This is a genomic window from Kitasatospora sp. NBC_00039 (genome assembly GCF_045160625.1).
In the GTDB taxonomy this organism is placed as follows: Bacteria; Actinomycetota; Actinomycetes; order Streptomycetales; family Streptomycetaceae; genus Kitasatospora.
In genome coordinates this window covers 5507617-5531644 of sequence record NZ_CP108289.1, presented here as the reverse complement: position 1 = coordinate 5531644, position 24028 = coordinate 5507617, and the positions used below count along the sequence as shown (strand labels likewise).

Sequence of the window (24028 nt, the reverse complement as noted above, 5' to 3'; positions counted from 1 at the left end):
CATCGCGCCGGACTCCGTTCGGCCATCGGTCCTTGGTCCTAGGGCACGCTTCGGGGCCCGGAAACGGCGAGGAGCAGGAAGTCGGCCGGGCCGACGTCCTGCTCCACAGCGCCTCGGGGAGGGCGGAACTACTCCACGATGCCCGAGTCGGCGATGGTGATCTTCGCCTTGGTGCGGCCGCTCTGCGAGCCGAGCGACTCGATCTTCGTCACCAGCTCCAGGTTCTCGACGACCTCGCCGAAGACGACGTGCTTGCCGTCCAGCCAGTCGGTCACGATGGTGGTGATGAAGAACTGCGAGCCGTTGGTGTTCCGGCCGGCGTTGGCCATCGAGAGCTGGCCCGGCTTGGTGTGCTTGAGCTGGAAGTTCTCGTCCGCGAACTTCTCGCCGTAGATGCTCTTGCCGCCGGTGCCGTCACCACGGGTGAAGTCGCCGCCCTGGAGCATGAAGCCCGGGATCACACGGTGGAAGGACGAGCCCTTGTAGCCGAAGCCGTGCTGGCCGGTGGCCAGCTCGCGGAAGTTCTGGGCGGTCTTCGGGACGATGTCGTCGAAGAGCTTGAAGACGATCCGGCCGGCCGGCTCGTCGTTGATGGTGATGTCGAAGTAAACGTTGGAACCCATGCAGGGATCATGGCATGCCGCCCCCCGCGACGCGCGACGACCCCGGCCTGCGGTCACAGGGCGCTACCGGCCCGGGGCAGGCGGCACCGGCGTCAGGCGGCGGCCGGCCCGGCGGCGAGCACGGGGTAGTCCGTGTACCCCTCCGCGCCGCTCGCGTACATCTGGGCGCCGCGCACCGGGTTGAGCGGCGCGCCGGTGCGCAGAGGTGTCAGGTTCAAGCCCGTCCTCGAACCCTGCGGCCCGCACCGGGGCGGCCCCCTGCGACCGGACGGCCGCCGGCCCCGCCCACCCCGGCGACGAGCGCTGCACCCCACCCGGCGCCGCCGGGAGGGGGCCCGTCGGCGCGCCCTAGGATCATCACAGAGCAACTGACCGAGGGGGAACGGGACATGGGCGCACTGAGGGTCGGGGTCTATCTGGCGCATCCGGGGCCGAGGAGCTTCAACCACGCGCTGTTCGAGGCCGTGGCGGACGAACTGCGCGGCCACGGCTGCGAGGTGGTGGCGCACGACCTGTACGCGGAGGGGTTCCAGCCGGCACTGACCGCCGGGGAGACGGAGACCGTCGCCGCGGCCGGTGAGTCCGCCGACCCGCAACTCGCCCTGCACCGGGCCGAGGTGGCGACCCTCGACGCACTGGTCCTGGTCCACCCGAACTGGTGGGGCATGCCGCCCGCCGTCCTGGCCGGCTGGGTGCAGCGGGTCCTGGTGCCCGGGGTGGCATACAAGCTGGGCACGGCGGACGGCGAGCCGGCCGGGCTGCTCCGGGCCGGGCGGGCGCTGGTACTGAACACCTCCGACACCCCGGAGGAGCGCGAGCACGGCGAGTTCGGCGACCCACTGCAACGGATCTGGGCGGCCTGCGTCCTGCCCTACGTGGGCGTGGACGACGTGCGGCGGGTGGTCTTCCGGACCGTCACGGACTCGACGGAGGCCACCCGCGCGCAGTGGCTGCACCAGGCTCGCCGGGAGGCGGCGGCGCTGCTCGACTGAGGCCCAGGAGCGCACGCACGGACGGATATGGCCGGCGGACGGGCGTCCGGTGGCGGGTAACCGCCCCTGCCGTCCGGCGGGGGTGCGGAGATCCACATGAGCATGCTAGAACCAGCGGCGGGCACAAAACCTTGCCCGAATCACCGTGCGACCTTCACACCACCGGCCACCCCTTGGGAGACCCATGTCCGCCGCACGCACCGCCCGCACCGGCGCCGTCCGCCTGGTGCTCGCCGCCCTCTCCGCCCTGGCACTGCTGCTCTCCGGCGCCGCCACCGCGACCACCGCCTCCGCCGCCACCACCGCCGTCACCAGCCTCGACGGAGCCTGGGCGTGCGACGTCCCGGCCGGCTACGTCTACGACCAGGTGTCCATGAACCGGACCTGCAGCTCCGGTAGTTGGAACGCGCCGCAGTTCCACCTGCGCACCCCCGTCGACGGGCTGACCGCCTGTAAGAGCGCGCCCGGCTTCGTCTACGACGCCATCACCTGGGGCAGCGCCTGCAGCCAGATGCCCGGCGTGACATCCAACGCGTACCACCTGCGGACTCCGGTCGACGGCCTCACCGCCTGCATGGCCACCCCGGCCTTCACCTACGACCGGATCACCTTCACGAGCCAGTGCAGCCTCAACCAGGGCGTCCAGGCCACGACCTTCCACCTCCGCAAGCCGGCCAACGGGATCTGGGCGTGCACCATCCCCACCGGCTTCACCTACAGCCAGACCATCCAGAACACCGACTGCAGCAACATCCAGGGAAGTGTCCTGTCGACCAAGTACCTGCTGCTGGGCTGACGCCCGGCGCACCGGTGGAGCAGGAGGGCGGCGGACCGGCCTCCTGCTCCACACGCGTCCGGGCCGCCCGGACGGGCCGGGGTCAGTCCTCCGGCAGAGCGAGCTCGGCCACCTCCTGGTCGCCGCTGAACTCGCCGGTGGGGCGGAAGCCGAGGCTCGCGTAGAACCCGGCCGGCCCGTGGTCGCCCGGCACGTAGGTGACCGTCACCCGGCGCCCGCCCCGGCGGCGGATCTCCGCGCAGACCTGCTCGACGGCGAAGCGCCCGTACCCGCGGCCCTGCTCCTCGGCACCGATGTTGAGGCGCCAGAGGCCGGACTGCGGCTGGTCACCGGGCTGCTCGGGGTTGAAGCGGATGTCGAGGAACGCCATCACGAACCCGACCGGCCGGTCCCCGTCGAAGACCAGCCGGGGCCAGGCGGTGTCTCCGTGGGCGTACGCCTCGGCCAGGGACTTCACCACCGGCGACACCAGCCCCTCCTGGTCGGGCCGCACCTTCAGGGCGAGCGCGGCGTCGATGGTGGCGGGGGTGATCGGCTCCAGTCGCAGGGCCGGCGAGGGCGAAGGCGACGACGTAGACATGCCGGTCACCCTAGTGAGGGCCGGCGGCACGGTCGCCCGGTTTTCAGGGCACCGGCGCGCGGCACCGGCTTCCCGGGTGCCGCATTCAAGGTGCCGGCATCCGAGGCACCGGCACTCAGGGCGCCGGGGTGAAGACCAGGGACGCGTTGTGGCCGCCGAAGCCGAAGGAGTTGGTGAGCGCGGCGGTCAGCGCACCGCGCCGCGGGGCGCCCGCCACGACGTCCAGCTTGACCGCCGGGTCCAGGGTCTCCAGGTTCCGGGTGGCCGGCACGACGCCGTCGCGCAGTGCGAGGACGGCGGTCAGCGCGCCGACCGCACCGGCGGCCCCGAAGAGGTGGCCGGTCATCGACTTGGTCGCCGTGACGGCCGGGTGCAGGCCGATCGCCTCGGCGACCGACTCGGCCTCGACCAGATCGCCCAGCGGGGTCGAGGTGGCATGGGCGTGGACGAGACCTATGTCGCGCGGGGCGAGCCCGGCCTCGGCCACCGCCCGGCGCATCGCCCGGACCTGCCCCTCGGCCGCGGCCCCCGTGATGTGGTACGCGTCCGAGGTGACCGCCGCACCCGCGAGGGTGGCGTGCGCGCGGGCGGACCGGGCCGCGGCGAACCCGGCCCGCTCCAGGACGACGACCACCGCGCCCTCGCCGATCACGAAGCCGTCCCGGTCCACGTCGAACGGACGGGACGCCCGCCCGGGCTCGTCGTTGCGGGTCGAGTGGGCCTTGGCCTGGGCGAACCCGGCCAGCGGCAGCGGGCAGATGCATGCCTCGGCGCCACCCGCCACCACCACGTCGGCCCGGCCGAGCCGGATCAGGTCCAGGCCCATCGCGATCGCCTCGGCGCCGGACGCGCAGGCGCTCACCGGGGTGTGCGCGCCGGCCCGCGCGCCCAGGTCGATGGAGACCCAGGCGGCCGGGCCGTTCGCCATCAGCATCGGCACGGTGTGCGGGGAGACCTTCCGCACCCCGGACGCCTCCAGCACGTCGTCCTGGCCGAGCATGGTGAGCGCCCCGCCGGTACCGGTGCCGATCACCACGGCGAGGCGTTCCGGGTCCACCCCGGGTGCCCCCGCGTCGGCCCAGGCCTGCCGGGCGGCGATCAGCGCCACCTGCTCGCAGCGGTCCATCCGCCGGGCCTGCACCCGGTCCAGCACCTCGGACGGCTCGACCCTGAGCCGCCCGGCGATCCGGACCGGCAGGCCGTCGGCCCACTCCTCCTCGATCGCGCGGATGCCCGAGTCGCCGGCCAGCAGACCGGCCCAGGTCGAGGCGACGTCCCCGCCGAGCGGCGTCGTCGCGCCGAGCCCGGTGACCAGCACACCGTTGTTGTCGACACTCATCGAACGAACCCCCTGACTGTTGTGGAGATTGTGAGAGAGGCACAACTCCCCGCGTCGGGTCGACGCGGGGAGCAACGCCTCATCTGCCACCTTGCCAGGGAGGTGATGATCGATCAGGTGTGCAGGGGAACCGATTCGACCACGAAGATGTTGTGGGGTTTCTCCATGTGATCAGGCCTGGAAGTCGGTGCCCCGGCCGACCGGCTCCCAGTCCCTGAGCTCCTTCTCGGCGGCCTGGAGGTTACCGAGGACGGCGTCGACGGCGTCGTTCCCGAGCGCCAGCCGCAGCGGGGTCCGCTCGGCGTCCAGCGCGGACAGGATCGCGGCGGCCGCCCTGGCCGGGTCGCCGGGCTGCTTGCCGTCGCTCTCCGGCAGGGCCGCGCGCACCGGACCGACCACCGAGTCGTACGCGGGGATGGCGGCGGCCTGGGCGAGCGCGCCGGGACCGGCGAAGGAGGTGCGGAAGGAACCGGGCTCGACGATCAGCACCTTGACGCCGAACTGGGCGACCTCCTGCGCCAGTGCCTCGGAGAGGCCCTCCAGCGCGAACTTGGTGGCCGAGTAGGCGCCCACGCCGGGGAACGAGAAACGGCCGCCCATGCTGCTCATCTGGACGACGGCACCGGAGCCCTGGGCCCGCATGTGCGGCAGGACGGCGCGGGTGAGCGCGGCCGGGCCGAAGAAGTGCAGCTCCATCAAGTCCCGCAGCTCGCGGTCGGTGTACTCCTCGACGGCGCCGATCAGCCCGCGCCCGGCGTTGTTCACCAGGACATCGATCCGCCCGTACCAGAGCAGGGTGTCCGCCACCACGGAGGCGATCCCGGCCGCGTCGGTGACGTCCAGCCGGACCGGGACGACCCGGTCGGGGTGGGCGGCGGCCAGGGTGTCCAGCGTCTCGGGGCGGCGGGCGGCAGCCACCACGGTGTCGCCGGCGGCCAGCGCGGCCTCGGCGATCGCCTGGCCGAAGCCGGAGTTGGCGCCGGTGATCAGCCAGACCCGGCCGGCCGCGTTCTTCTCAGGGGTGGTGCTGGTCATCCGGAGTGCCTCCGTAAGCCGTTGGAAGACTTGCTAGTTGACGCACTCAGTTATGTCAGCCGGGCCCGGCCAGCGTCCAAGACAGATGCCTGGTCGCTCGATAAGGATGCTTTATGGCCCACCGCGTGATCACCATCCTTATGATCACCGGATGGAGCTGCGCCAGCTGCACTATCTGATCGCGATCGCCGACGAGGGCAACCTCGGCCGGGCCGCCGCCCGTCTGTACGTGAGCCAGCCCGCCCTCTCCTACGCCCTGCGGAACCTGGAGACCGAATTCGGAGTCCGCCTCTTCGACCGCCACTCCGGTGGGGTCACCGCCACCGCGGCCGGGCTCGACGTGGTCGTCGAGGCCCGCCGCACGGTCGCCCAGGCGGAGCAGATCACGGCTGCCGCCGAGCGGCACCGGCGGGCGGCGAGCGGGGTGCTGCGGGTGGGCTTCGAGGCCAGCGGTGCGGGCGAGTTGACGACCCGGGCGCGCGCCGAGTTCGCGCGCCGGCACGCGGGCGTACGGGTCGAGCCGAAGCGGTTCGACTGGGGCCAGGAGGCCGACGGGCTGCGCGACGGCCGGGTGGACGTCGCCTTCGTCTGGCTGCCGGCCGACCTCACCGGGCTGCACGCGGAGATCGTCCACACCGAGCCGCGGGTCGTCGGGCTGCCCGCCGGCCACCGGCTGGCCGGGCGCGCGGGCATCTCCGTCCTGGAGGTCAACGACGAGCCGCTGATGTGGACCGAGCGCGCACCCCGCGCCTGGGTCGACTGGTGGGCGGTCAACCCGCGCCCGGACGGCTCGGCGCCGCGCTGGGGGCCGACCAACGACAACGTCGAGGAGATGCTGGAACAGGTCGCCGAGGGCGCCGCCATCTGCTTCGCCCCGGCGGGCCTGGCCCGTTACTACGCCCGCCCGGACCTCGTCTGGGTCCCGCTCACCGACGTCGAGCCGCTGCGGGTCGCCCTCGCCTGGCCGGAGGGCGCGGACAACCCGCTGGTGCACGGATTCGCCGCCGTGGTCCGCGAACTGACCGGCCCGCTGAGGGAACCGGCCCCCGGCGGGTCGAAGTGACCGGGGGCCGAAACCCATGACGCAGCGCAGCGTCCGACAGCGGCCGGGTTACGGCAGGTTGCGGGCCATGACGATGCGCTGGATCTGGTTGGTGCCCTCGTAGATCTGCGTGATCTTCGCGTCCCGCATCATCCGCTCCAACGGGTAGTCCCGCGTGTACCCGTACCCACCCAGCAACTGCACCGCATCCGTCGTGATCTCCATCGCCGCGTCCGACGCGAAACACTTCGCCGCCGCCCCGAAGAACGTCAGATCCGCATCCGTCCGCTGCGACCGCGCCGCCGCCGCATACGTCAACTGCCGCGCCGCCTCCAGCTTCATCGCCATGTCCGCCAACATGAACTGCACACCCTGGAAATCACCGATCGGCTTCCCGAACTGCTTACGCTCACGCACATAGCCCTTCGCGTAGTCCAACGCCCCCTGCGCGATCCCCAACGCCTGCGCCGCGATCGTCACCCGCGTGTGGTCCAGCGTCTTCATCGCCGTCGCGAACCCCGTACCCTCCGCACCGATCATCCGGTCCGCCGGAATCCGCACATCGTCGAAGTACACCTCACGCGTCGGAGACCCCTTGATCCCCAGCTTCTTCTCCGGCGCACCGAACGACACCCCCGCATCGCCCTTCTCCACCACGAACGCCGAGATCCCCTTCGAACGCTTCTCCGGATCCGTCACCGCCATCACCGTGTAGAACTCCGACACACCCGCGTTGGTGATCCACCGCTTCACACCGTTCAACACCCAGAAGTCCCCGTCCCGCACCGCCCGGGTCTTCATCCCCGCCGCGTCCGAACCCGCATCCGGCTCCGACAGGCAGTACGAGAACATCCCCTCACCCCGGGCCAACGCCCCCAGGTACTTCGCCTTCAACTCCTGCGACCCCGACAACTGCACCGGCAGCGAACCCAGCTTGTTCACCGCCGGGATCAACGACGACGAGGCGCACACCCGCGCCACCTCCTCGATCACGATCACCGTCGCCAGAGCATCCGCCCCCGCACCACCGAACTCCTCCGGCACGTGCACCGCATGCAGGTCACTGCCCTGCAACGCCTCCAACGCCTCCTGCGGGAACCGCCCCAGCTCGTCCACCTCCGCCGCGAACGGAGCGATCTTCGCCTCGGCCAGCGAACGCACCGCCTCACGGAGCATCTCGTGCTCCTCGGAGATCCGGAAGAGATCGAAGTCCGCCCCTGCGCTGCCCGCCATGATTCCCGCCTCGTTCGTGTGATGAAGGAGTGAAGTGAGTTAACTACCGTTCAGTAGACAGATCCTAGGGCTCCGACCTGCGGCTGCCTAGGTTCAGTCGACGTCCGCCCCCAGGGTGTCGCCGGCCCGGTGCTCCTGGAAGTACTGCGGCATCCGGTCGTTGCGCATCGCCTCCCAGAGCTGGGCGGCCGGGCGCTCGGCCAGCAGGACGACGCTCTGGCCCTCCCGCGTGTCGAAGCCGCCGAACGGCGCGTTCATGAAGCGGACGTCGTCCGGCCGCAGCGAGCGCAGGCTCCAGGCGAGTCGGAAGAGGTCGCCGTTGGAGAGCCGGTCGTCCACGCTGACCACCTCGCCGACCGACTGCAGCAGGCCGCCGAGCCTGGACGGGCTGGTCAGCGTGCCCGAGTCCATGATCCGCAGCATCAGCGCGCGCAGGAAGTTCTGCTGTCGCTTGGTGCGGTCGAGGTCGCCGCCGGGCAGGCCGTAGCGCTCGCGGACGTAGAGCAGCGCCTGCGCGCCGTCCATGTGATGAGTGCCGGCCTCCCAGGCGCGGGCCTCGCCGGCCGCCTCGATGGTGCGCGCGATGGTGATGTCCACCCCGCCGACGGCGTCGGTGAGCTCGCGGAAGCCGTTCCAGTCGATGACGGCGAGGTGGTCGATCCGGATGCCGGTGAGGTCCTGCACGGTCTCGGTCATCAGCGCCGGGCCGCCCCAGGAGTACGCGGCGTTGAGCTTGGCCTGGCCGTGGCCGGGGACGGAGACCCAGGTGTCGCGGGCCAGCGAGACCAGCGAGGCGCTGCGGCGGTCGTCGGAGAGGTGCAGCAGCATCATGGTGTCGCTGCGGGCCGCGCCCGCCTGCCAGGCCGGGGCCTCGGCCCTGCTGCCGGTGGTCGGGACGTCCGAGCGGGCATCCAGGCCGACCAGCAGCAGGTTGAGGCCGCTCGACGGGACGGGCCTCGGCTGGGCGGACTCCGGCGCGGTGGGGAAGGCGTTCGGGATCCGGGTGACGGACGAGGCGTAGTGCTCGGCCGTCCAGTAGAGCGCGCCGCCGGCGCCGCCGGCCAGCACCAGCAGCACGGAGAGGGTCCAGAGCAGGACGCGGCGGGTGCGGCGGCGCCGGCCCGGCGGCTCGCGGTCGGCGTCGGGCCCGGGCGCTCCCCCGCCGTCCTCGCGCGGCTCGAAGAGGCTGAGCCCGGCCGTCTCGTCGGTGTTCTCGGGTTCGTCCGTGCGCTCGGGCTTCGGATCCATGCGCGCATTGTGCCGCCGGTCACATCTCCGGCGCGGGGGTTCCGCCGAGATCGCACCCCCGGTCCGTGCCGGGCCCCGTGCCCTGCCCGGAAACCGCGCCCCCGCGGCCGAAAACCCGGTGCCGCCGGGACGGCCTGGGCGGCACTCGTGCAGCCGGATAGCATCGGTCCTCGCACGTCATGTCCGCCCGCACCCGCCCAGGTCGAGATTCCACATAAGGGGAACCCGTGGCCCTCCGCATCTCCGTGATCGGCACCGGCTATCTCGGTGCCACCCACGCCGCCGCCATGGCGGAGTTCGGCTTCGAGGTGCTGGGGCTGGACGTCGACCCGGAGAAGATCGCCACGCTGACCGCCGGCCGGGTCCCGATGTACGAGCCGGGCCTGTCCGAGCTGCTGCTCAAGCACGTGGCGGGCCACGAGGGATCGACCGGCCGGCTGCGCTTCACCACCTCCGCCCAGGAGGCCGCCGACTTCGGCGACGTGCACTTCGTCTGCGTCAACACCCCGCAGCGCAAGGGCGAGTTCGCCGCCGACATGTCGTACGTGGACGCCGCGATCGACGCGCTCGCCCCGCACCTGACCCGCCCGGTGCTGGTGGTCGGCAAGTCGACCGTCCCGGTCGGCTCGGCGGGTCGGCTGGCCGAGCGGCTGGCCTCGCTGGCACCGGTCGGCGAGGGCGCCGAACTCGCCTGGAACCCGGAGTTCCTGCGCGAGGGCTTCGCCGTCCAGGACACCCTGCGCCCGGACCGGATCGTGGTCGGCACCCGCAGCGAGCGCGCCGAGCAGCTGCTGCGCGAGGTGTACGCGGACCCGATCGCGGCCGGAGTGCCGTTCGTGGTCACCGACTACGCGACCGCCGAGCTGGTCAAGGCCGCCGCCAACTCCTTCCTGGCCACCAAGATCTCCTTCATCAACGCCATGGCGGAGGTCTGCGAGGCGGCCGGCGCCGACGTGACCCAGCTGAGCACCGCGCTCTCCTACGACGAGCGGATCGGCGGCAAGTTCCTCAACTCCGGCCTCGGCTTCGGCGGCGGCTGCCTGCCCAAGGACATCCGCGCGTTCATGGCCCGGGCCGGCGAGCTGGGCGCCGACCAGGCGCTGACCTTCCTGCGCGAGGTCGACTCGATCAACATGCGCCGCCGCTCACGGATGGTGGAGCTGGCCCGCGAACAGTGCGGCGGCGGCTTCCTCGGCCGCCGGGTCGCCGTCCTCGGCGCCGCCTTCAAGCCGAACTCGGACGACATCCGGGACTCGCCCGCGCTCAACGTCGCCGCCCAGATCCAGCTCCAGGGCGCCCAGGTCACGGTGTACGACCCGAAGGCGATGGACAACGCCCGCAAGATGTTCCCCGGCCTGGCCTACGCCGACTCCCCGCTGGAGGCCGCCGAGGGCGCGCACGTGGTGCTGCACCTCACCGAGTGGCAGGAGTTCCGCGCCCTCGACCCGGCCGAGCTGGGCGCGGTGGTCGCCGAGCGCCGCCTGCTGGACGGCCGCAACGTCCTCGACGCCGACGCCTGGCGCGAGGCCGGCTGGACGTACCGCGCGCTCGGCCGCCCCAGCTGACGGGAGCCCCCGCCGCCGATCGCGGGGGCGGCCGGATGGCTCATCCTCGTTGGCACCGCCGCCCGGTCCGCCGCATGCTCGACGGACAGGGCATCGGCTTCCCCCGTCGCCGGAGCGGGCCGGATGAGGTGAGGGCATGGCCGCAGCGGACGCGTCGGGCGTCGTCCACGACGTGGTGACGTCGGCGCTCCCGGCCACCGTGGCCGCGCTCCTCGGCGCCGCGGGGCTCTGGTTACGCGACTGGCGTGCCCGACGGAGCGCCGCGACCAGGCGGCGGCAGCAGCTGGAGGAGGCGCAGGCCTACCTCGGCTTCCTCGGCCAGTGGTTCAGCACCTACACGGCCATCGCCCCGGGGGTGGACGCCGCCCCGGCACGGGCCTGGGCGGCCGGCTACCTGGAGGACCAGCTCCGGGCCCTGCAGACACCGGAAACCGAGGCGCCGCAGGGCGAACAGACCCCGTTCTGGAAGAGGACCAGGCTGGTCCTCCTCCTCTATCCCCTGCACTCCTTCGCCGGATCGATGGTGCGACTGCTCTTCTACGTCGCGCTGGCGCTCACCTGCGAGTTCACCTCGGCCTCCCTGGTGACCTCGGACGACTGGGCCACCAGGATCGTCCTGGCCGCGTTCTTCCTGGTGGCCGGGCTCGTGACGCTCGGCATCCTGTGGCGACTCGCCCTGGGGCTCTCACCCGGGCACGCCGTTCCCCGGATCCCCCCTGAAGGCCCCGCGCAGCGAAGAGGCCCCGTCCCGAACTGGACCGGTTCGGACCATGACCGGGCACCTCCCCCGCCGCCCTCCTCCCCGCCGCCCGGACCACCGCGCTGACCCGACCGGCCCCGGGGCCGTCCCGGACGGTCCTTAACCGAACCGGCCGGCCAGGCCGAGGCGCGGGATCTCGATGGCGGGGCACTTGTCCATCACCATCGAGAGCCCCGCGGCCCGCGTCCGCTCGTAGGCGGTCTCGTCGACCACGCCGAGCTGGAACCAGACGGCCGCGGCCCCGATCGCGGCCGCCTCGTCCGCGACCCCGCCGGCGAGGTCCGGCCGGACGAAGACGTCCACCACGTCGACCTCGAACGGGATGTCCGCGAGGGAGGCGTAACCCTTCTCGCCGTGCACGGTCTCCGCCTTCGGGTGCACGGGCACGATCCGCTTGCCGAAGCGCTGCAGCACCTCGGCGACGCCGTGGGCCGCCCGCCGCCGGTTGGACGAGAGGCCCACGACGGCCCAGGTGTCACCGAGCTCGGTAAGGATCTTCCGGACCGTCTCCGGGTCGCCGTACATGTCCTGCCTCCTCGCAGCCGAGAACCCACCCGACCCAGCGCCACCGCGGCCCCGGCCATTCCCGGCCGACGGCGGCGCAGGCCGGCGCGCCCGGCCGTCCGGATCCCGCGACCGGGTCAGGACTCCCGCGGCTCGGCGCCGTCCAGCTGCGCGATGGTGGCGATGGACGGGCCGCGGGTGGACCGGAGGTCGCGCGCGACGGCCTCGGCGTCGCGCAGCACGCGCACGGCGTTGTGCCAGGTGAGCTTCCCGAGGTCCGTCTCCGACCAGCCACGGCGGAGCAGTTCGGCGATCAGGTTGGGGTAGCCGGCCACGTCGTCCAGCCCGTCGGGGAGGAACGCGGTGCCGTCGAAGTCGCCGCCGATGCCGATGTGGTCGATGCCGGCCACCTCGCGCATGTGGTCCAGGTGGTCGGCCACGGTGGCGGGGGTGGCGACCGGGCGCGGGTTGGCCTCCTCGAAGGCGCGCTGGCAGGCCATGGCGGCCGGGGTGGTGTCGAGGTGGTCGAAGCCGTGGGCGCGCATGTTCTCGTCGGCGGCGGCGGTCCACCCGATGGCGGCCGGCAGGATGAACTTGGGCACGAAGGTGGCCATCGCGACGCCGCCGTTGGCGGGCAGCTGGGCGAGCACGTCGTCCGGGATGTTGCGCAGGTGGTCGCAGACGGCGCGCGCGGAGGAGTGCGAGAAGAGCACCGGCGCCTCGCTGACCCGCAGCGCGTCACGCATGGTGCCGGCGGAGACGTGCGAGAGGTCGACCAGCATGCCGACCCGGTTCATCTCCCGGACGACCTCCTCGCCGAACCGGGTCAGTCCGCCGGCGGCGGGCTTGTCGGTGGCGGAGTCGGCCCACGGGGTGTTGTCGTTGTGGGTGAGCGTCAGGTACCGGACGCCGAGCGCGTACAGGGCGCGCAGGGTGGCGAGCGAGCAGTCGATGGAGTGGCCGCCCTCGGCGCCCATCAGGGAGGCGATCCGGCCCTCGGCGCGGGCGGCCTCCATGTCCGCGGCGGTGGTGGCGAGCCGGAGCCGGTCGGGGAAGCGCGCGGCGAGGGCCCGGACGAAGTCGATCTGCTCCAGGGTGGCGCTGACCGCGTGGTCGCCGGCCAGCCGGGAGGGGACGTAGACGGACCAGAACTGGGCGCCGACCCCGCCCGCGGTGAGGCGGGCGAGGTCGGTGTGCAGGCGGTCGCGCTGGTCGGCGGCCAGGTCGACCGCGTCGAGGTCGTATCCGGCCTGCTCGCGCATCGCCCAGGGGAGGTCGTTGTGCCCGTCCACCACGGGGGTGTCGCGGAGGACGGCTCGGGCACGCTCCAGCAGGGCGGTGGAGTCCGACGGGGTGGAGGAGTCCAACAGCTCAGATGTCATACGAGCTGTTGTATCTGATTTGACTACTTTCCAAAGCCGAAGGAGGAGGAACCCGCCACCTTGGCCCGCAGCTTCTTCCCCTTCTCGGTGGCCTGGCTGTTCAGCTCGGCCTGGAAGTCGGTCATCCGCTCGGTCAGCTCCGGGTCGAACGCGGCCAGCATCCGCACCGCCAGCAGGCCCGCGTTGCGCGCGCCCGCCACCGAGACGGTGGCCACCGGCACGCCGGCCGGCATCTGGACGATCGACAGCAGGCTGTCCATGCCGTCCAGGTAGCGCAGCGGCACCGGCACGCCGATGACCGGCAGCGGGGTGACCGAGGCGAGCATGCCCGGCAGGTGGGCCGCGCCGCCGGCGCCGGCGATGATCGCCTTCAGCCCGCGGGTGTGGGCGTTCTCGCCGTACGCGACCATCTCGCGCGGCATCCGGTGTGCGGAGACGACGTCCACCTCGTAGGGGATCTCGAACTCGTCGAGGGCCTGGGCGGCGGCCTCCATCACGGGCCAGTCGGAGTCCGAGCCCATCACGATGCCGACGAGGGGGGTGCGCGCGTCAGCGCTCGAGTGGGGGTGCTGGCCGGGCGACGGGTGGGTCATTCGGTGATCGTTCCTCGCAGGTAGGCGGCCGCGTGGCGGGCGCGCTCGCGGACGTCGTCGAGGTCGTCCCCGAAGACGTTGACGTGGCCGACCTTGCGGCCGGGCTTCACGTCCTTCCCGTACATGTGGATCTTCAGGCCCGGGTCGCGGGCCATGCAGTGCAGGAAGGCGTGGTACATGTCCGGGTAGTCGCCGCCGAGGACGTTGACCATGACGGTCCACTTGGCGCGCGGCCGGGGGTCGCCGAGCGGCAGGTCCAGCACGGCCCGCAGGTGGTTCTCGAACTGCGAGGTGACGGCGCCGTCCTGGGTCCAGTGCCCGGAGTTGTGGGGGCGCATGGCCAGCTCGTTGACCAGGATCCGGCCGTCCCGGGCCTGGAACAGCTCGACCGCGAGGTGGCCGGTGATGTCCAGCTCGCCGGCGATCCGCAGGGCCAGCTGCTGGGCCTCGTCGGACAGGGCCGGGTCGAGGTCCGGCGCCGGGGCGGTGACCTCGGCGCAGACTCCGTTCTCCTGGAGGCTCTCCACCACCGGGTAGGCGACGGCCTGGCCGCTGGGCGAGCGGACCACGTTGGCGGCCAGCTCGCGGACGAAGTCGACCTTCTCCTCGGCCAGCACCGGGACGCCGGCCAGGAACGGCGCGTGCGCCTCCCGCTCGTCGCCGACGACCCAGACGCCCTTGCCGTCGTAGCCGCCGCGGACGGTCTTCAGCACGACCGGGTAGCCGGCGCCCTCCTGCGCGAAGGCGGTGACGTCGGCCGGGTCGGCGACGATCCGGTGACGGGGGCAGGGCACGCCGATGGAGTCGAGCCTGGCCCGCATCACGCCCTTGTCCTGGGCGTTGACCAGCGCCTCCGGGCCCGGCCGGACGGCGACGCCGTCGGCCTGCAGGGCCCGCAGGTGCTCGGTCGGCACGTGCTCGTGGTCGAAGGTGATCACGTCACAGCCGGCCGCGAAGCGGCGCAGCGTGTCGAGGTCGCGGTAGTCACCGAGAACGACATCGGAGACCACCTGCGCGGCGGAGTCCTGGGGCGTGTCGGCGAGGAGTTTGAACCTGACCCCGAGCGGGATGCCCGCCTGGTGTGCCATGCGGGCCAACTGCCCGCCGCCGATCATGCCCACCACTGGAAAATTCGCATTGCCCGGGAAAGTCACCCCGCCAGGATATCCGGGCCGGTGGGAGCCCGTGGAACCGCTCCGCCCCCGGGGGCGTCCCAGAATGCACGGGACCCTCGGGGCTGAGCCGAACGGCGGAAGCGGGTAGCCTGGGCCGCTAGGTCCTGGTACGCGTGGTCCGATCATGTGCGTGCACGCAGGGCTCAAGGGCCGACCGAGCATCCGCTCCGGGCCCCTCTTCCGCTGGTACATGGAGGCAGCCCGGTATGGCGACGACCGAAGCGTCGAACCCCTCGCTGGCGCAGAAACTGCGTGGGCTCAAGGGCGAAGTCGTGAAGTTCGGCATCGTCGGCCTGAGCGGCGTGGTGGTCAACTTCGCCCTCTTCTGGATCTGCATCAACGGGCTGGGCCTCGCCTCGGTGCGGTCGAACATCGTGGCGACGGTCATCGCGATCGCGACCAACTACCTCGGCTACCGCTACTGGCTGTACCGGGACCGCGACGCCGCCTCCCGCAAGCGGGAGATCACGCTCTTCCTGGTCTACAGCGGCATCGGCATGCTGATCGAGACCGGCGTGCTCGGCTTCTCGAGGTACGTGCTGGGCCTCGGCTCGAACTACGAGCAGCTGGGCGCCAAGGTGGTCGGCCTCGCGGTGGCCACGGTGTTCCGCTTCATCTCGTACCGGACCTGGGTGTTCACCGCGACCCCCGAGCCGGAGACCGCGGAGGAGCCCGGCAGCGAGCTGGCGGCGCAGGCCGAGCTGATGCTGGCCGCCCGGGAGATCCGGTACGCCAAGGCCGAGTAGGCCTCCCCGTCCCACTTGCCGCGCCCGCCTCCGCAAGAGGACAGTGGTGACCGAGGGCGAGCACGGCCGGCGAACGATCGAGGCCCGGGGGGTACCCAGGAGGCTCGCCATGGCGTTCGTCCAGATCATCGACTGCAAGACCGACAAGTTGGACGACCTCAACCGGCTCATGGACAGCTGGGCCGAGCAGACCAAGGGCAGGCGGACGGCCGGCCACGCGGTGGTCGCCACGGACCGCTCCGACACCAAACACGTCGTGGAGATCGTGGAGTTCGCCTCGTACGAGGAGGCCATGAAGAACTCCCACCTGCCCGAGACCGACCGGATATTCCGGGAGATGGTGGCGCTCTGCGACGAGCCGCCGACCTTCACCGACCTCGACGTGGTCCGCGACGAACAGTTCAACAAGGACACCGCGACCCGGCTCCTGGACGAAATCGCCAAGGGCAACCTCGGCATGATCGACGAGTGCATGGCCGCCGACTACCGCGACCACGACTACGCCAGTGAGGGGGACGCGGTCGGCCCGGCGGCGTTCAAGGAGCGCTGCGCCGGCTACGTCGGAGCCTTCGACTTCACCTTCGCCATCGAGAGCCAGATCGCCGAGGGCGACGAGGTCGCCACCCGGTGGACGTGGCACGCCACGCAGAAGGCCGACTTCATGGGCGTACCGTCCACCGGCAAGTCGGTCGTCGGACGCGGCACGACGACCTTCCGCTTCGCGGACGGAATGATCGCGGAAGGCTGGTGGCAGTGGGACGTCATGGGCCTGATGCGCCAGCTGGGGATGATGCCCAGCTGATCCACCGCTCGCGCCGGGCCGGTGGGCCCTGCGGCTCCGCCCCAAGAGCCGCCGGTCGCGCTTGGGGCGGCACCCCCGGCCCCTCTGGTCGTCCCTGCGGCTCCGCCCCAGACCCCCTGGTCGTCCCTGCGGCTCCGCCCCAGACCCCCCTGGTCGTCCCTGCGGCCCCGCCCCAGACCCCCCTGGTCCTCCCTGCGGCTCCGCCCCAGACCCCCCTAGTCGTCCCTGCGGCTCCGCCCCAGGAAGAGCGCGAACACCGGCGGCTGGAGCGAGAGCAGTTCGAGCCGCCCGCCGTCCGCCTCCGCCAGGTCGCGGGCGACGGCCAGGCCGATGCCGGTCGAGTTGCGGCCGCTGACCGCGCGCTCGAAGACCCGGTTGCCGAGCTCCGGCGGGACCCCGGCGCCCTGGTCCTGCACCTCTACCACCACCGACGTCCCGGACGGCCGCACCCGCAGGGTGATCATCCCGGCGCCGTGCATCAGCGAGTTCTCGATCAGGGTGGCCAGCACCTGGGCCACGGTGCCCGGGGTGCCGACCGCGGTGACCCCGCGCAGCCCCTCCAGCTGGAGCACCCGTCCGGTGCCGCGCAGCGACGGGCCCCACTCCTCGACCTGCTGCTTGACCACGTCGTCCAGGTCGAAGGCGACGGCGGTGGGGCTGCGCGGGTCGCGCTGGGTGGTGAGCAGCCGCTGGACGACGTCGGTGAGCCGCTCGACCTGCTGGAGGGCGATGGTCGCCTCCTCCTTGACGGTCTCCGGCTCCTCGGCGAGCGCGGTGATCTCCTCCAGCCGCATGGAGAGCGCGGTGAGCGGGGTGCGCAGCTGGTGGGAGGCGTCGGCGGCGAGCCGGCGTTCGGCGGTGAGCATCCGGGCGATACGTTCGGCGCTGACGTCCAGCACCTCGGCGACGCGGTCGAGCTCGGGCACCCCGTAGCGGCGGTCGCGCGGGCGGGGGTCGCCGGAGCCGAGCCGTTCGGCGGTCTCGGCGAGGTCGGTGAGCGGGCGGGCGAGCCGTTTGGCCTGCCAGACGGCGAGGGCGACGGCGGCCTGGACGGCGAGCAGGGCGACGACGCCGAGCAGCAGCAGCATGTTGGCGATCTCGTGGTCGACCGCCTCCCGGGACTGCTCGACGGTGACGGTCTCGCCGCTGGCGCCCTGCTCCACCGCCTTCAACAGGTGGTTCCCGGCCGGGCGCTCGCCACTGGAGACGGGCTCCTTGCCGGGGATGTCCACCTCGACGTACTGGCCGTCGGTGACCTGGTTGGCGAACTTGTCGCCGGTGACCGGCTCGCCCGCGGCGAGCCGGTTCTCCACCAGGGCCAGGACCCGGACGGCGGCGGCGTCCACCCGGTCCTGGGCCGAGTTGACGATGGTGCGCTTCTCGACCAGGGCGAGCGGGACGCAGAACACCGCGACCACCACCAGGACGACGCCCAGCAGCGAGTTGATCATCCGGCGTTTCACGCTGCCGCTCCCCGTGGTGGTACGTACCCCCGCGGGGGCTGGATCGTTTCGCGGCTAATTCTTCTCGAAGCGGAAGCCCACCCCGCGCACGGTGGCGATGTAGCGGGGGTTGGCCGCGTCGTCGCCGAGCTTCTTGCGCAGCCAGGAGATGTGCATGTCCAGCGTCTTGGTGGAGGTCCACCAGGTGGTGTCCCAGACCTGGCGCATGATCTCCTCGCGGGTGACCACCCGGCCGGCGTCCCGGACCAGCACCCGCAGCAGCTCGAACTCCTTGGCGGAGAGGGTGAGCTCCTCCTCGCCGAGCCAGGCGCGGTGCGACTCGATGTCGATCTTCACCCCGTGCGCGCCCGTGGTGAGCTGGTCGACGTTGCCGCGCCGGAGCAGGGCGCGGACGCGGGCCAGCAGTTCGGCGAGGCGGAAGGGCTTGGTGACGTAGTCGTCGGCTCCGGCGTCCAGGCCGACCACGGTGTCCACCTCGTCGGCGCGGGCGGTGAGCACCAGGACGGGGCAGCTCTTGCCGTCGGCGCGCAGGCGGCGGCAGACCTCGAGGCCGTCCATCTCCGGCAGGCCGAGGTCGAGGACGACGAGATCGACCTCCTCGGTGAGTCCGGCGGCCAGTGCGGTCGGACCGTCCTCGCGGACGAGCACCTCATAGCCCTCGCGTCGCAGGGCCCGGGCGAGCGGTTCGGAGATCGCCGGATCGTCCTCGGCGAGCAGCACACAGGTCATGTGGTGATGGTAGTCCGCCGGGGTATGGCCGTTTCCCCTGTGAACTAGTTCACAGAGCGTGATCGTTATACGGGGGGTGATCACCGCTCAACGGACATGTCCGGACCGCCTGTTCGGCGAAGATTCTGCTCCTCGGGCTTCAAACCGAAGGAATTCTCTCGGCGGAACCATGGATCGGCCGAGTTAGCCTGTCGCGAGCTTTACCATTGGCATACCTGATTAGCGTGTTTTGTCAGCTGATGGCGCCAAATGTCGCCACGTACAGTGGTTTGGTCCACGTCCGCCGCCACCCCCCTAGGCGGACGCTGTCAGGCAAGGAACCACTACACATGGCGTCTACGACCCTGGAGCCCGGCGTTCAGTCGGCCTCTCCCAGCGGCAAGACCTTCCTCGGGCACCCCCGGGGCCTCGCCACCCTCTTCATGAGCGAGATGTGGGAGCGCTTCAGCTACTACGGCATGCGTGCCCTGCTGGTGCTCTACATGACGGCCTCCATCGCGGAGGGCGGTCTCGGCATGAAGGCGGCCGTCGCCGCCGCCGTCTACAGCGTGTACACGGCAATGGTCTACCTGCTCGCCCTGCCGGGCGGCTGGATCGCGGACCGCTTCCTCGGCGCGCGCAAGACCGTCGCCCTCGGCGGCTCGATCATCATGATCGGCCACTTCCTGCTGGCCGTGCCGGCGAGCGTGTCGTTCTTCGTCGGCCTCGCGTTCATCGCGGTCGGCTCGGGTCTTCTCAAGGCCAACATCTCGACGATGGTCGGCCACCTCTACGACGGGCCGAACGACCCGCGCCGTGACGGTGGCTTCACCATCTTCTACATGGGCATCAACCTCGGTGCCTTCGCCGCTCCGCTGGTCATCGGCACCGTCGGCCAGAGCGTCAACTGGCACCTCGGCTTCGCCCTGGCCGGCATCGGCATGGCGCTCGGCCTGATCCAGTTCCTGCTCGGCACCCGCCACCTGAGCGCCAAGAGCGACGTGGTGACCTCGCCGATCTCGGCGGCCGAGAAGAGCGCGATCTTCAAGAAGGCCGGCCTCTGGCTGGCCGTTGCCGTGGTCTTCTACGCGGTCGTCGCGCTGACCGGTCACTTCACCATCAACTGGGCGATCTGGCCGCTGTCGATCGCGGGCATCGCGATCCCGGTCTTCGTCTTCGCCAAGGTGAAGCGCGACAAGGACCTCGACGAGACCGAGCAGTCCCGGATGAGCGGCTACATCTGGTTCTTCGTCGCCGCCGCCGTCTTCTGGATGATCTACGACCAGTCCGGCTCGACGCTGAGCATCTTCGCGGACGAGAACACCTCGTCCACGCTGTTCGGCTTCAACTTCCCGTCGACCTGGTTCCAGTCGCTGAACCCGCTCTACATCATGGCGCTGGCCCCGGTCTTCGCCTGGCTCTGGGTGGCCCTGGCCCGCAAGGCCAAGAACCCCAGCACCACCGTGAAGTTCGCCTTCGGTCTGCTGATGATCGGCGGCTCCTTCCTCGTCATGATGCTGGCGATGGCCGCCGCCACGGGCGGCACCAAGGTCACCCCGCTCTGGCTGGCCATGGTCTACCTGGTCCAGACCGTCGGTGAGCTGACCCTCTCGCCGGTCGGCCTCTCCGTCACCACCAAGCTGGCCCCGACGAAGTACGCCAGCCAGATGATGGGTGTCTGGTTCCTCGCGGTCACCGCGGGTGACTGTGTCGCGGCCATCTTCCAGCTGGTCCTCGGCGACAAGGTGGTCGGCTCCACCGGGTACTTCGCGGTCCAGGGCGTGATGGCGATCCTCGCCGGCGTGGCGCTGTGGATGTACCGCAAGAAGGTCGTCCGGCTGATGGGCGACGTCCACTGACGTCGCGCTGACGGCACACCTGCCACCGGGGCCGGTGCGGATTCCTGAGATCCGCACCGGCCCCGGCCGCGTTCGACCCGGCCGGCCGCGGCTCCGGCCGTATGTCCGGGCACGCCCGCGCCCGGCCGTGTCCACCCCGGCCGTGTCCGAGGCCCCGGCCGATTTCCCTCGCACGCCCGCGCCCGGCCGTGCGAAGGTGTCGGGATGCCGACCGACAGCCTCCCCCGCCAGCTCGCCCGCACCCGGCGCTTCACCCTGGGCACCCCCGTCCACCCGGCCGTCTCCGCCGACGGCGGCACCGTGCTCTTCCTGCGCAGCCGGGCCGGCGACGACCCGCTCTCCTGCCTCTGGGCGCTGGACACCGCCACCGGCCGGGAACGGCTGGTCGTCGATCCGTCCACGCTCGCCGGCCCCGGTGACGAACTTCCCGAGGCCGAGCGCATCCGCCGCGAACGGGCCCGGGTCCTGACCACCGGCATCACCGCGTACTCCACCGACGCCACCGGCCGGCTGGCCGCCTTCGCCCTCGGCGGCGCGCTCTGGCTCGCCGACACCACCGCCGGCACCGTCCGGCCGGTCCCCACCGCCACCGAGGTGTACGACCCGCGCCTCGACCCGGCCGGCCGCCGGATCGCCTATGCCGGCGGCGGCGCGCTGCGCGTGGTCGAGGCCGACGGCAGCGGCGACCGGGCGCTCGCCGAACCCGAACAGGAGGAGGTGACGTACGGGGTCGCCGACCACGTCGCCGCCGAGTCCATGTTCCGCACCCGGGCCCACTGGTGGTCCCCGGACGGCACCCGGCTGCTGGCCACCCGGGTCGACAACGGCCCGCTGAGCCGCCTCCACCTCGCCGACCCGGCCAACCCGCAGCAGCAGCCGCGCGTCATCCGCTACCCGCTGGCCGGCACCGCCAACGCCGACGTCTCGCTCTGGCTGCTCGGCCTGGACGGCGCCCGCACCGAGGTCCGCTGGGACCGCACGGCGTACGAGTACCTGGCCGCCGCCGGGTGGGACGGGCACGGCCCGTTCGCCGCCGTGCAGAGCCGCGACCAGCACACCGTGCTGACCCTGGCGGTCGACCCGGCCGACGGCACCACCCGGCTCCTCGCCGAGCAGCGCGACGAACGCTGGGTCGAGCTCGTCCCCGGTCTGCCGGTCCGCACCGCGGCGGGCGCGCTGGTCGGCTCCGCCGACCACGGCGACACCCGGCACCTCACCGTCGACGGCGAGCCCGTCACCCCGGCCGGGCTCCAGCTGCGCGAGGTGACCGGGACCGACGGCGAGCAGGTGCTGTTCACCGCCACCACCGAGCCCACCGAAACCCACCTCTGGCTGTACGAACCGGTCGCCGGCCTCCGGCGGCTGAGCGACGGACCGGGCCTCCACACCGGCGTGCGGCGCGGCGGCACGCTCGTCCTCACCACCCGGGAGCCCGGAGCCCCCGCCGGCCGGACCAGCGTCCGGCGCGACGGCCGCCCGCCGCTCCCCGTCGCCTCCCACGCGCAGCCGCCCGTCCTGACCGCGCGGCCCGAACTGCTCCGCCTCGGCCGGCGCGACCTGCGCGCCGCACTCTTCCTGCCCGCCGGCCACCGCCCCGGCGACGGCCCGCTGCCCGTCCTCCTCGACCCGTACGGCGGGCCCGCGCAGCAGAAGGTCACCACCGCCGGCGCCTGGTGGGACCTCGTCTCCCAGTGGTTCGCCGACCAGGGCTTCGCCGTGCTGGCCGTCGACGGCCGCGGCACCCCCGGGCGCGGCCCCCGCTGGGACAAGGAGGTGTTCGGGGACAAGGCCACACCGGCCCTGGAGGACCAGGTCGACGCCCTGCACGAGACCGCTCGCCTGCGGCCCGGGCTGCTCGACCTCGACCGGGTCGCCATCCGCGGCTGGTCCTACGGCGGCTACCTCGCCGCGCTCGCCGTCCTCCGGCGCCCGGACGTCTTCCACGCCGCCGTCGCCGGGGCGGCCCCCTCCGACCAGCGGCTCTACGACACCCACTGGCAGGAGCGCTTCCTCGGCCACCCCGACAAGCACCCCGAGCGCTACGACGCGTGCTCGCTGGTCGGCGACGCTCCCCGGCTGCGCCGCCCGCTGCTGCTCGTCCACGGCCTCGCCGACGACAACGTGTTCCCCGTCCACGCCCTGCGGCTCTCCGGCGCCCTGCTGGCCGCCGGCCGCCCGCACGAGCTCCTGCCGCTCAGCGGCACCACCCACACGCCCTCCGACGAGTCGGTGGCGGAGAACCTCCACCACCACCAGCTCGACTTCATCCGGCGCTCGCTGGGCCTGGGCCGGTGACGGACGCCCCCCGCACCCGGACCGGGGTGCGGGGGGCCGGCCCTCGGCGTCAGACCTCTCGCACGCCCGCGCGCCAGACCGCCGCCGTCAGCGGCACCCCGGGCCGGTAGGCGAGGTGGACGTGCGAGGGGGCCTCCAGCAGCTGGAGGTCGGCCCGGGCACCCACCGTCACCGTCCCGACGTCCGTCCGCCGCAGCGCGTGCGCGCCGCCTGCGGTGGCGGCCCAGACCGCCTCGTCCGGCGTCATCCCCATCTCCCGGACCGCGACCGCGATGCAGAACGCCATCGAGCTGGTGAAGCTGGAGCCCGGGTTGCAGTCGGTGGAGAGCGCGACCACGGCGCCTGCGTCGAGCAGCCGGCGCGCATCCGGGTAGGCGGCGCGCGTGGAGAACTCCGCGCCGGGCAGCAGCGTGGCCACCGTCGCCGAACCGGCCAGCGCGGCCACGTCCTCGTCCGTCAGGTGGGTGCAGTGGTCCGCGGAGGCCGCCCCCAGTTCGACGGCGAGCTGCACACCCGGCCCGTAGGAGAGCTGGTTGGCGTGCACCCGGGGGGTGAGGCCGCGCTCGATCCCGGCGGTCAGGACGGCCCGGGCCTGGTCGCCGTCGAAGGCGCCGTTCTCGCAGAACACGTCCACCCAGCGGGCGTACGGCGCGCAGGCGTCCAGCATGTCGCCGGTGACGAGGTCGACGTAGCCGGCCGGGTCGTCCGCGAACTCGGGGGCGACGACGTGGGCGCCGAGGTAGGTGGTCTCGGGGGTGTACGAGGAGGCGATCCGCAGCGCCCGGGCCTCGTCCACGACCGTCAGCCCGTAGCCGGACTTGCACTCGATCGCGGTGGTGCCCTGCCGCAGTGCCTCGCGGACGAAGCGGGCCAGGTTGGCGTCCAGCTCGGCGTCGCTCGCGGCCCGGGTGGCGGCGACCGTGGTGCGGATCCCGCCTGCGGAGTACGACTGGCCGGACATCCGGGCGTTGAACTCGGCGGTGCGGTCGCCCGCGAAGACCAGGTGGGCGTGCGAGTCGACGAAGCCCGGCAGCAGCGCCCGGCCCGCCGCGTCGAACCGCTCGTCGGCGGCGGGCGCCTCGGCCGCCGGACCGACCCAGGCGATCGTGCCGCCGTCCACCACCACGGCCGCGTCGGTGAGCAGGCCGAGCGGCCCGGTCCCGTACGCGGGGTCGTTGGTGACCAGGCTGCCGACACCGGTGATCAAGGTGCTCGGCATGCCCTGGCTCCGGGGGCTGCTCGGGGTGCTCACATGGGACCTTTCACGGACGGATGGACCCGGGGGCGG

The 24028-nt window shown here is 72.4% G+C and carries 23 protein-coding genes; 9 read left to right on the top strand and 14 right to left on the bottom strand.

Annotated features, from left to right (window positions below):
• Positions 1-128 precede the first annotated feature (128 nt).
• On the bottom strand, positions 129-623 hold the full coding sequence (locus OG286_RS24675; protein ID WP_396325802.1) for a peptidylprolyl isomerase: 495 nt from the start codon (positions 621-623) through the stop codon (positions 129-131).
• Positions 624-715: 92 nt separating this feature from the next.
• Entirely contained in the window at positions 716-841 is a 126-nt protein-coding gene (locus OG286_RS24670; RefSeq protein WP_396325804.1) for a hypothetical protein, read from the bottom strand.
• Positions 842-1012: 171 nt separating this feature from the next.
• Between OG286_RS24670 and OG286_RS24665 the strand changes: the two genes are divergently transcribed.
• Together OG286_RS24665 and OG286_RS24660 are read left to right on the top strand one after the other, a co-directional pair.
• Positions 1013-1615 (top strand): NAD(P)H-dependent oxidoreductase, encoded by a 603-nt coding sequence (locus OG286_RS24665; RefSeq protein ID WP_405360050.1) that lies wholly within the window; start codon positions 1013-1015, stop codon positions 1613-1615.
• A gap of 184 nt (positions 1616-1799) precedes the next feature.
• Complete coding sequence (locus tag OG286_RS24660; protein WP_405360052.1) at positions 1800-2411, top strand: hypothetical protein; 612 nt, start codon at positions 1800-1802, stop codon at positions 2409-2411.
• An 82-nt stretch (positions 2412-2493) separates the two neighbouring features.
• Here the strand turns inward: OG286_RS24660 and OG286_RS24655 are convergent, their stop codons facing one another.
• The 3 genes from OG286_RS24655 to OG286_RS24645 form a co-directional block, all read right to left on the bottom strand.
• Entirely contained in the window at positions 2494-2991 is a 498-nt protein-coding gene (locus tag OG286_RS24655) for a GNAT family N-acetyltransferase (RefSeq protein WP_405360054.1), read from the bottom strand.
• 115 nt (positions 2992-3106) lie between these two features.
• Positions 3107-4330, bottom strand: a complete 1224-nt coding sequence (locus tag OG286_RS24650; protein WP_396325808.1) for a beta-ketoacyl-[acyl-carrier-protein] synthase family protein — start codon at positions 4328-4330, stop codon at positions 3107-3109.
• A 171-nt stretch (positions 4331-4501) separates the two neighbouring features.
• The gene (locus tag OG286_RS24645; protein ID WP_405360057.1) at positions 4502-5365 is read right to left on the bottom strand and encodes an oxidoreductase; all 864 of its coding nucleotides are present in this window, start codon (positions 5363-5365) and stop codon (positions 4502-4504) included.
• A gap of 151 nt (positions 5366-5516) precedes the next feature.
• On the opposite strand from OG286_RS24645, the gene OG286_RS24640 reads away from it, so the two are divergent.
• The gene (locus OG286_RS24640; protein ID WP_396325810.1) at positions 5517-6428 is read left to right on the top strand and encodes a LysR family transcriptional regulator; all 912 of its coding nucleotides are present in this window, start codon (positions 5517-5519) and stop codon (positions 6426-6428) included.
• A gap of 48 nt (positions 6429-6476) precedes the next feature.
• On the opposite strand, the gene OG286_RS24635 is transcribed toward OG286_RS24640, so the two are convergent.
• Both OG286_RS24635 and OG286_RS24630 read right to left on the bottom strand, forming a co-directional pair.
• Positions 6477-7640, bottom strand: coding sequence for an acyl-CoA dehydrogenase family protein (locus OG286_RS24635; RefSeq protein ID WP_405360059.1), 1164 nt, complete (start codon positions 7638-7640; stop codon positions 6477-6479).
• A gap of 93 nt (positions 7641-7733) precedes the next feature.
• Positions 7734-8888 carry an LCP family protein gene (locus tag OG286_RS24630; RefSeq protein ID WP_396321311.1) on the bottom strand — a complete coding sequence of 385 codons (1155 nt, stop codon included), beginning with the start codon at positions 8886-8888 and terminating at the stop codon, positions 7734-7736.
• A gap of 227 nt (positions 8889-9115) precedes the next feature.
• On the opposite strand from OG286_RS24630, the gene OG286_RS24625 reads away from it, so the two are divergent.
• Together OG286_RS24625 and OG286_RS24620 are read left to right on the top strand one after the other, a co-directional pair.
• Positions 9116-10453 (top strand): UDP-glucose dehydrogenase family protein, encoded by a 1338-nt coding sequence (locus tag OG286_RS24625; protein ID WP_396321312.1) that lies wholly within the window; start codon positions 9116-9118, stop codon positions 10451-10453.
• A gap of 136 nt (positions 10454-10589) precedes the next feature.
• Positions 10590-11279, top strand: a complete 690-nt coding sequence (locus OG286_RS24620) for a hypothetical protein (RefSeq protein ID WP_396321313.1) — start codon at positions 10590-10592, stop codon at positions 11277-11279.
• Between the two features lie 33 nt (positions 11280-11312).
• Here the strand turns inward: OG286_RS24620 and OG286_RS24615 are convergent, their stop codons facing one another.
• From OG286_RS24615 to OG286_RS24600, 4 genes are all read right to left on the bottom strand, one after another.
• The gene (locus tag OG286_RS24615; RefSeq protein ID WP_396321314.1) at positions 11313-11738 is read right to left on the bottom strand and encodes a CoA-binding protein; all 426 of its coding nucleotides are present in this window, start codon (positions 11736-11738) and stop codon (positions 11313-11315) included.
• 116 nt (positions 11739-11854) lie between these two features.
• The gene (locus tag OG286_RS24610; RefSeq protein ID WP_396321315.1) at positions 11855-13099 is read right to left on the bottom strand and encodes a dipeptidase; all 1245 of its coding nucleotides are present in this window, start codon (positions 13097-13099) and stop codon (positions 11855-11857) included.
• A 23-nt stretch (positions 13100-13122) separates the two neighbouring features.
• Positions 13123-13692 carry a 5-(carboxyamino)imidazole ribonucleotide mutase gene (gene purE, locus OG286_RS24605; protein WP_396321316.1) on the bottom strand — a complete coding sequence of 190 codons (570 nt, stop codon included), beginning with the start codon at positions 13690-13692 and terminating at the stop codon, positions 13123-13125.
• Positions 13689-14846 (bottom strand): 5-(carboxyamino)imidazole ribonucleotide synthase, encoded by a 1158-nt coding sequence (locus OG286_RS24600; RefSeq protein ID WP_396321317.1) that lies wholly within the window; start codon positions 14844-14846, stop codon positions 13689-13691. Before OG286_RS24600 ends, purE begins: the two co-directional genes overlap by 4 nt.
• Positions 14847-15073: 227 nt before the next feature.
• Between OG286_RS24600 and OG286_RS24595 the strand changes: the two genes are divergently transcribed.
• Both OG286_RS24595 and OG286_RS24590 read left to right on the top strand, forming a co-directional pair.
• Entirely contained in the window at positions 15074-15613 is a 540-nt protein-coding gene (locus OG286_RS24595) for a GtrA family protein (RefSeq protein WP_396321318.1), read from the top strand.
• 109 nt (positions 15614-15722) lie between these two features.
• A complete protein-coding gene (locus OG286_RS24590; RefSeq protein WP_396321319.1) occupies positions 15723-16415 on the top strand; it encodes an ester cyclase in 693 nt (230 codons plus the stop codon).
• 215 nt (positions 16416-16630) lie between these two features.
• Here the strand turns inward: OG286_RS24590 and OG286_RS24585 are convergent, their stop codons facing one another.
• Together OG286_RS24585 and OG286_RS24580 are read right to left on the bottom strand one after the other, a co-directional pair.
• Complete coding sequence (locus tag OG286_RS24585) at positions 16631-17878, bottom strand: ATP-binding protein (RefSeq protein ID WP_396321320.1); 1248 nt, start codon at positions 17876-17878, stop codon at positions 16631-16633.
• Positions 17879-17932: 54 nt separating this feature from the next.
• Positions 17933-18607 (bottom strand): response regulator transcription factor, encoded by a 675-nt coding sequence (locus OG286_RS24580; protein WP_030290974.1) that lies wholly within the window; start codon positions 18605-18607, stop codon positions 17933-17935.
• Between the two features lie 329 nt (positions 18608-18936).
• On the opposite strand from OG286_RS24580, the gene OG286_RS24575 reads away from it, so the two are divergent.
• Positions 18937-20445 carry a peptide MFS transporter gene (locus tag OG286_RS24575; protein ID WP_396321321.1) on the top strand — a complete coding sequence of 503 codons (1509 nt, stop codon included), beginning with the start codon at positions 18937-18939 and terminating at the stop codon, positions 20443-20445.
• 204 nt (positions 20446-20649) lie between these two features.
• Complete coding sequence (locus tag OG286_RS24570) at positions 20650-22740, top strand: prolyl oligopeptidase family serine peptidase (RefSeq protein ID WP_396321322.1); 2091 nt, start codon at positions 20650-20652, stop codon at positions 22738-22740.
• Between the two features lie 49 nt (positions 22741-22789).
• Here the strand turns inward: OG286_RS24570 and hutI are convergent, their stop codons facing one another.
• Positions 22790-23959, bottom strand: coding sequence for an imidazolonepropionase (gene hutI, locus OG286_RS24565; protein ID WP_396321323.1), 1170 nt, complete (start codon positions 23957-23959; stop codon positions 22790-22792).
• Between the last annotated feature and the right edge of the window lie 69 nt (positions 23960-24028).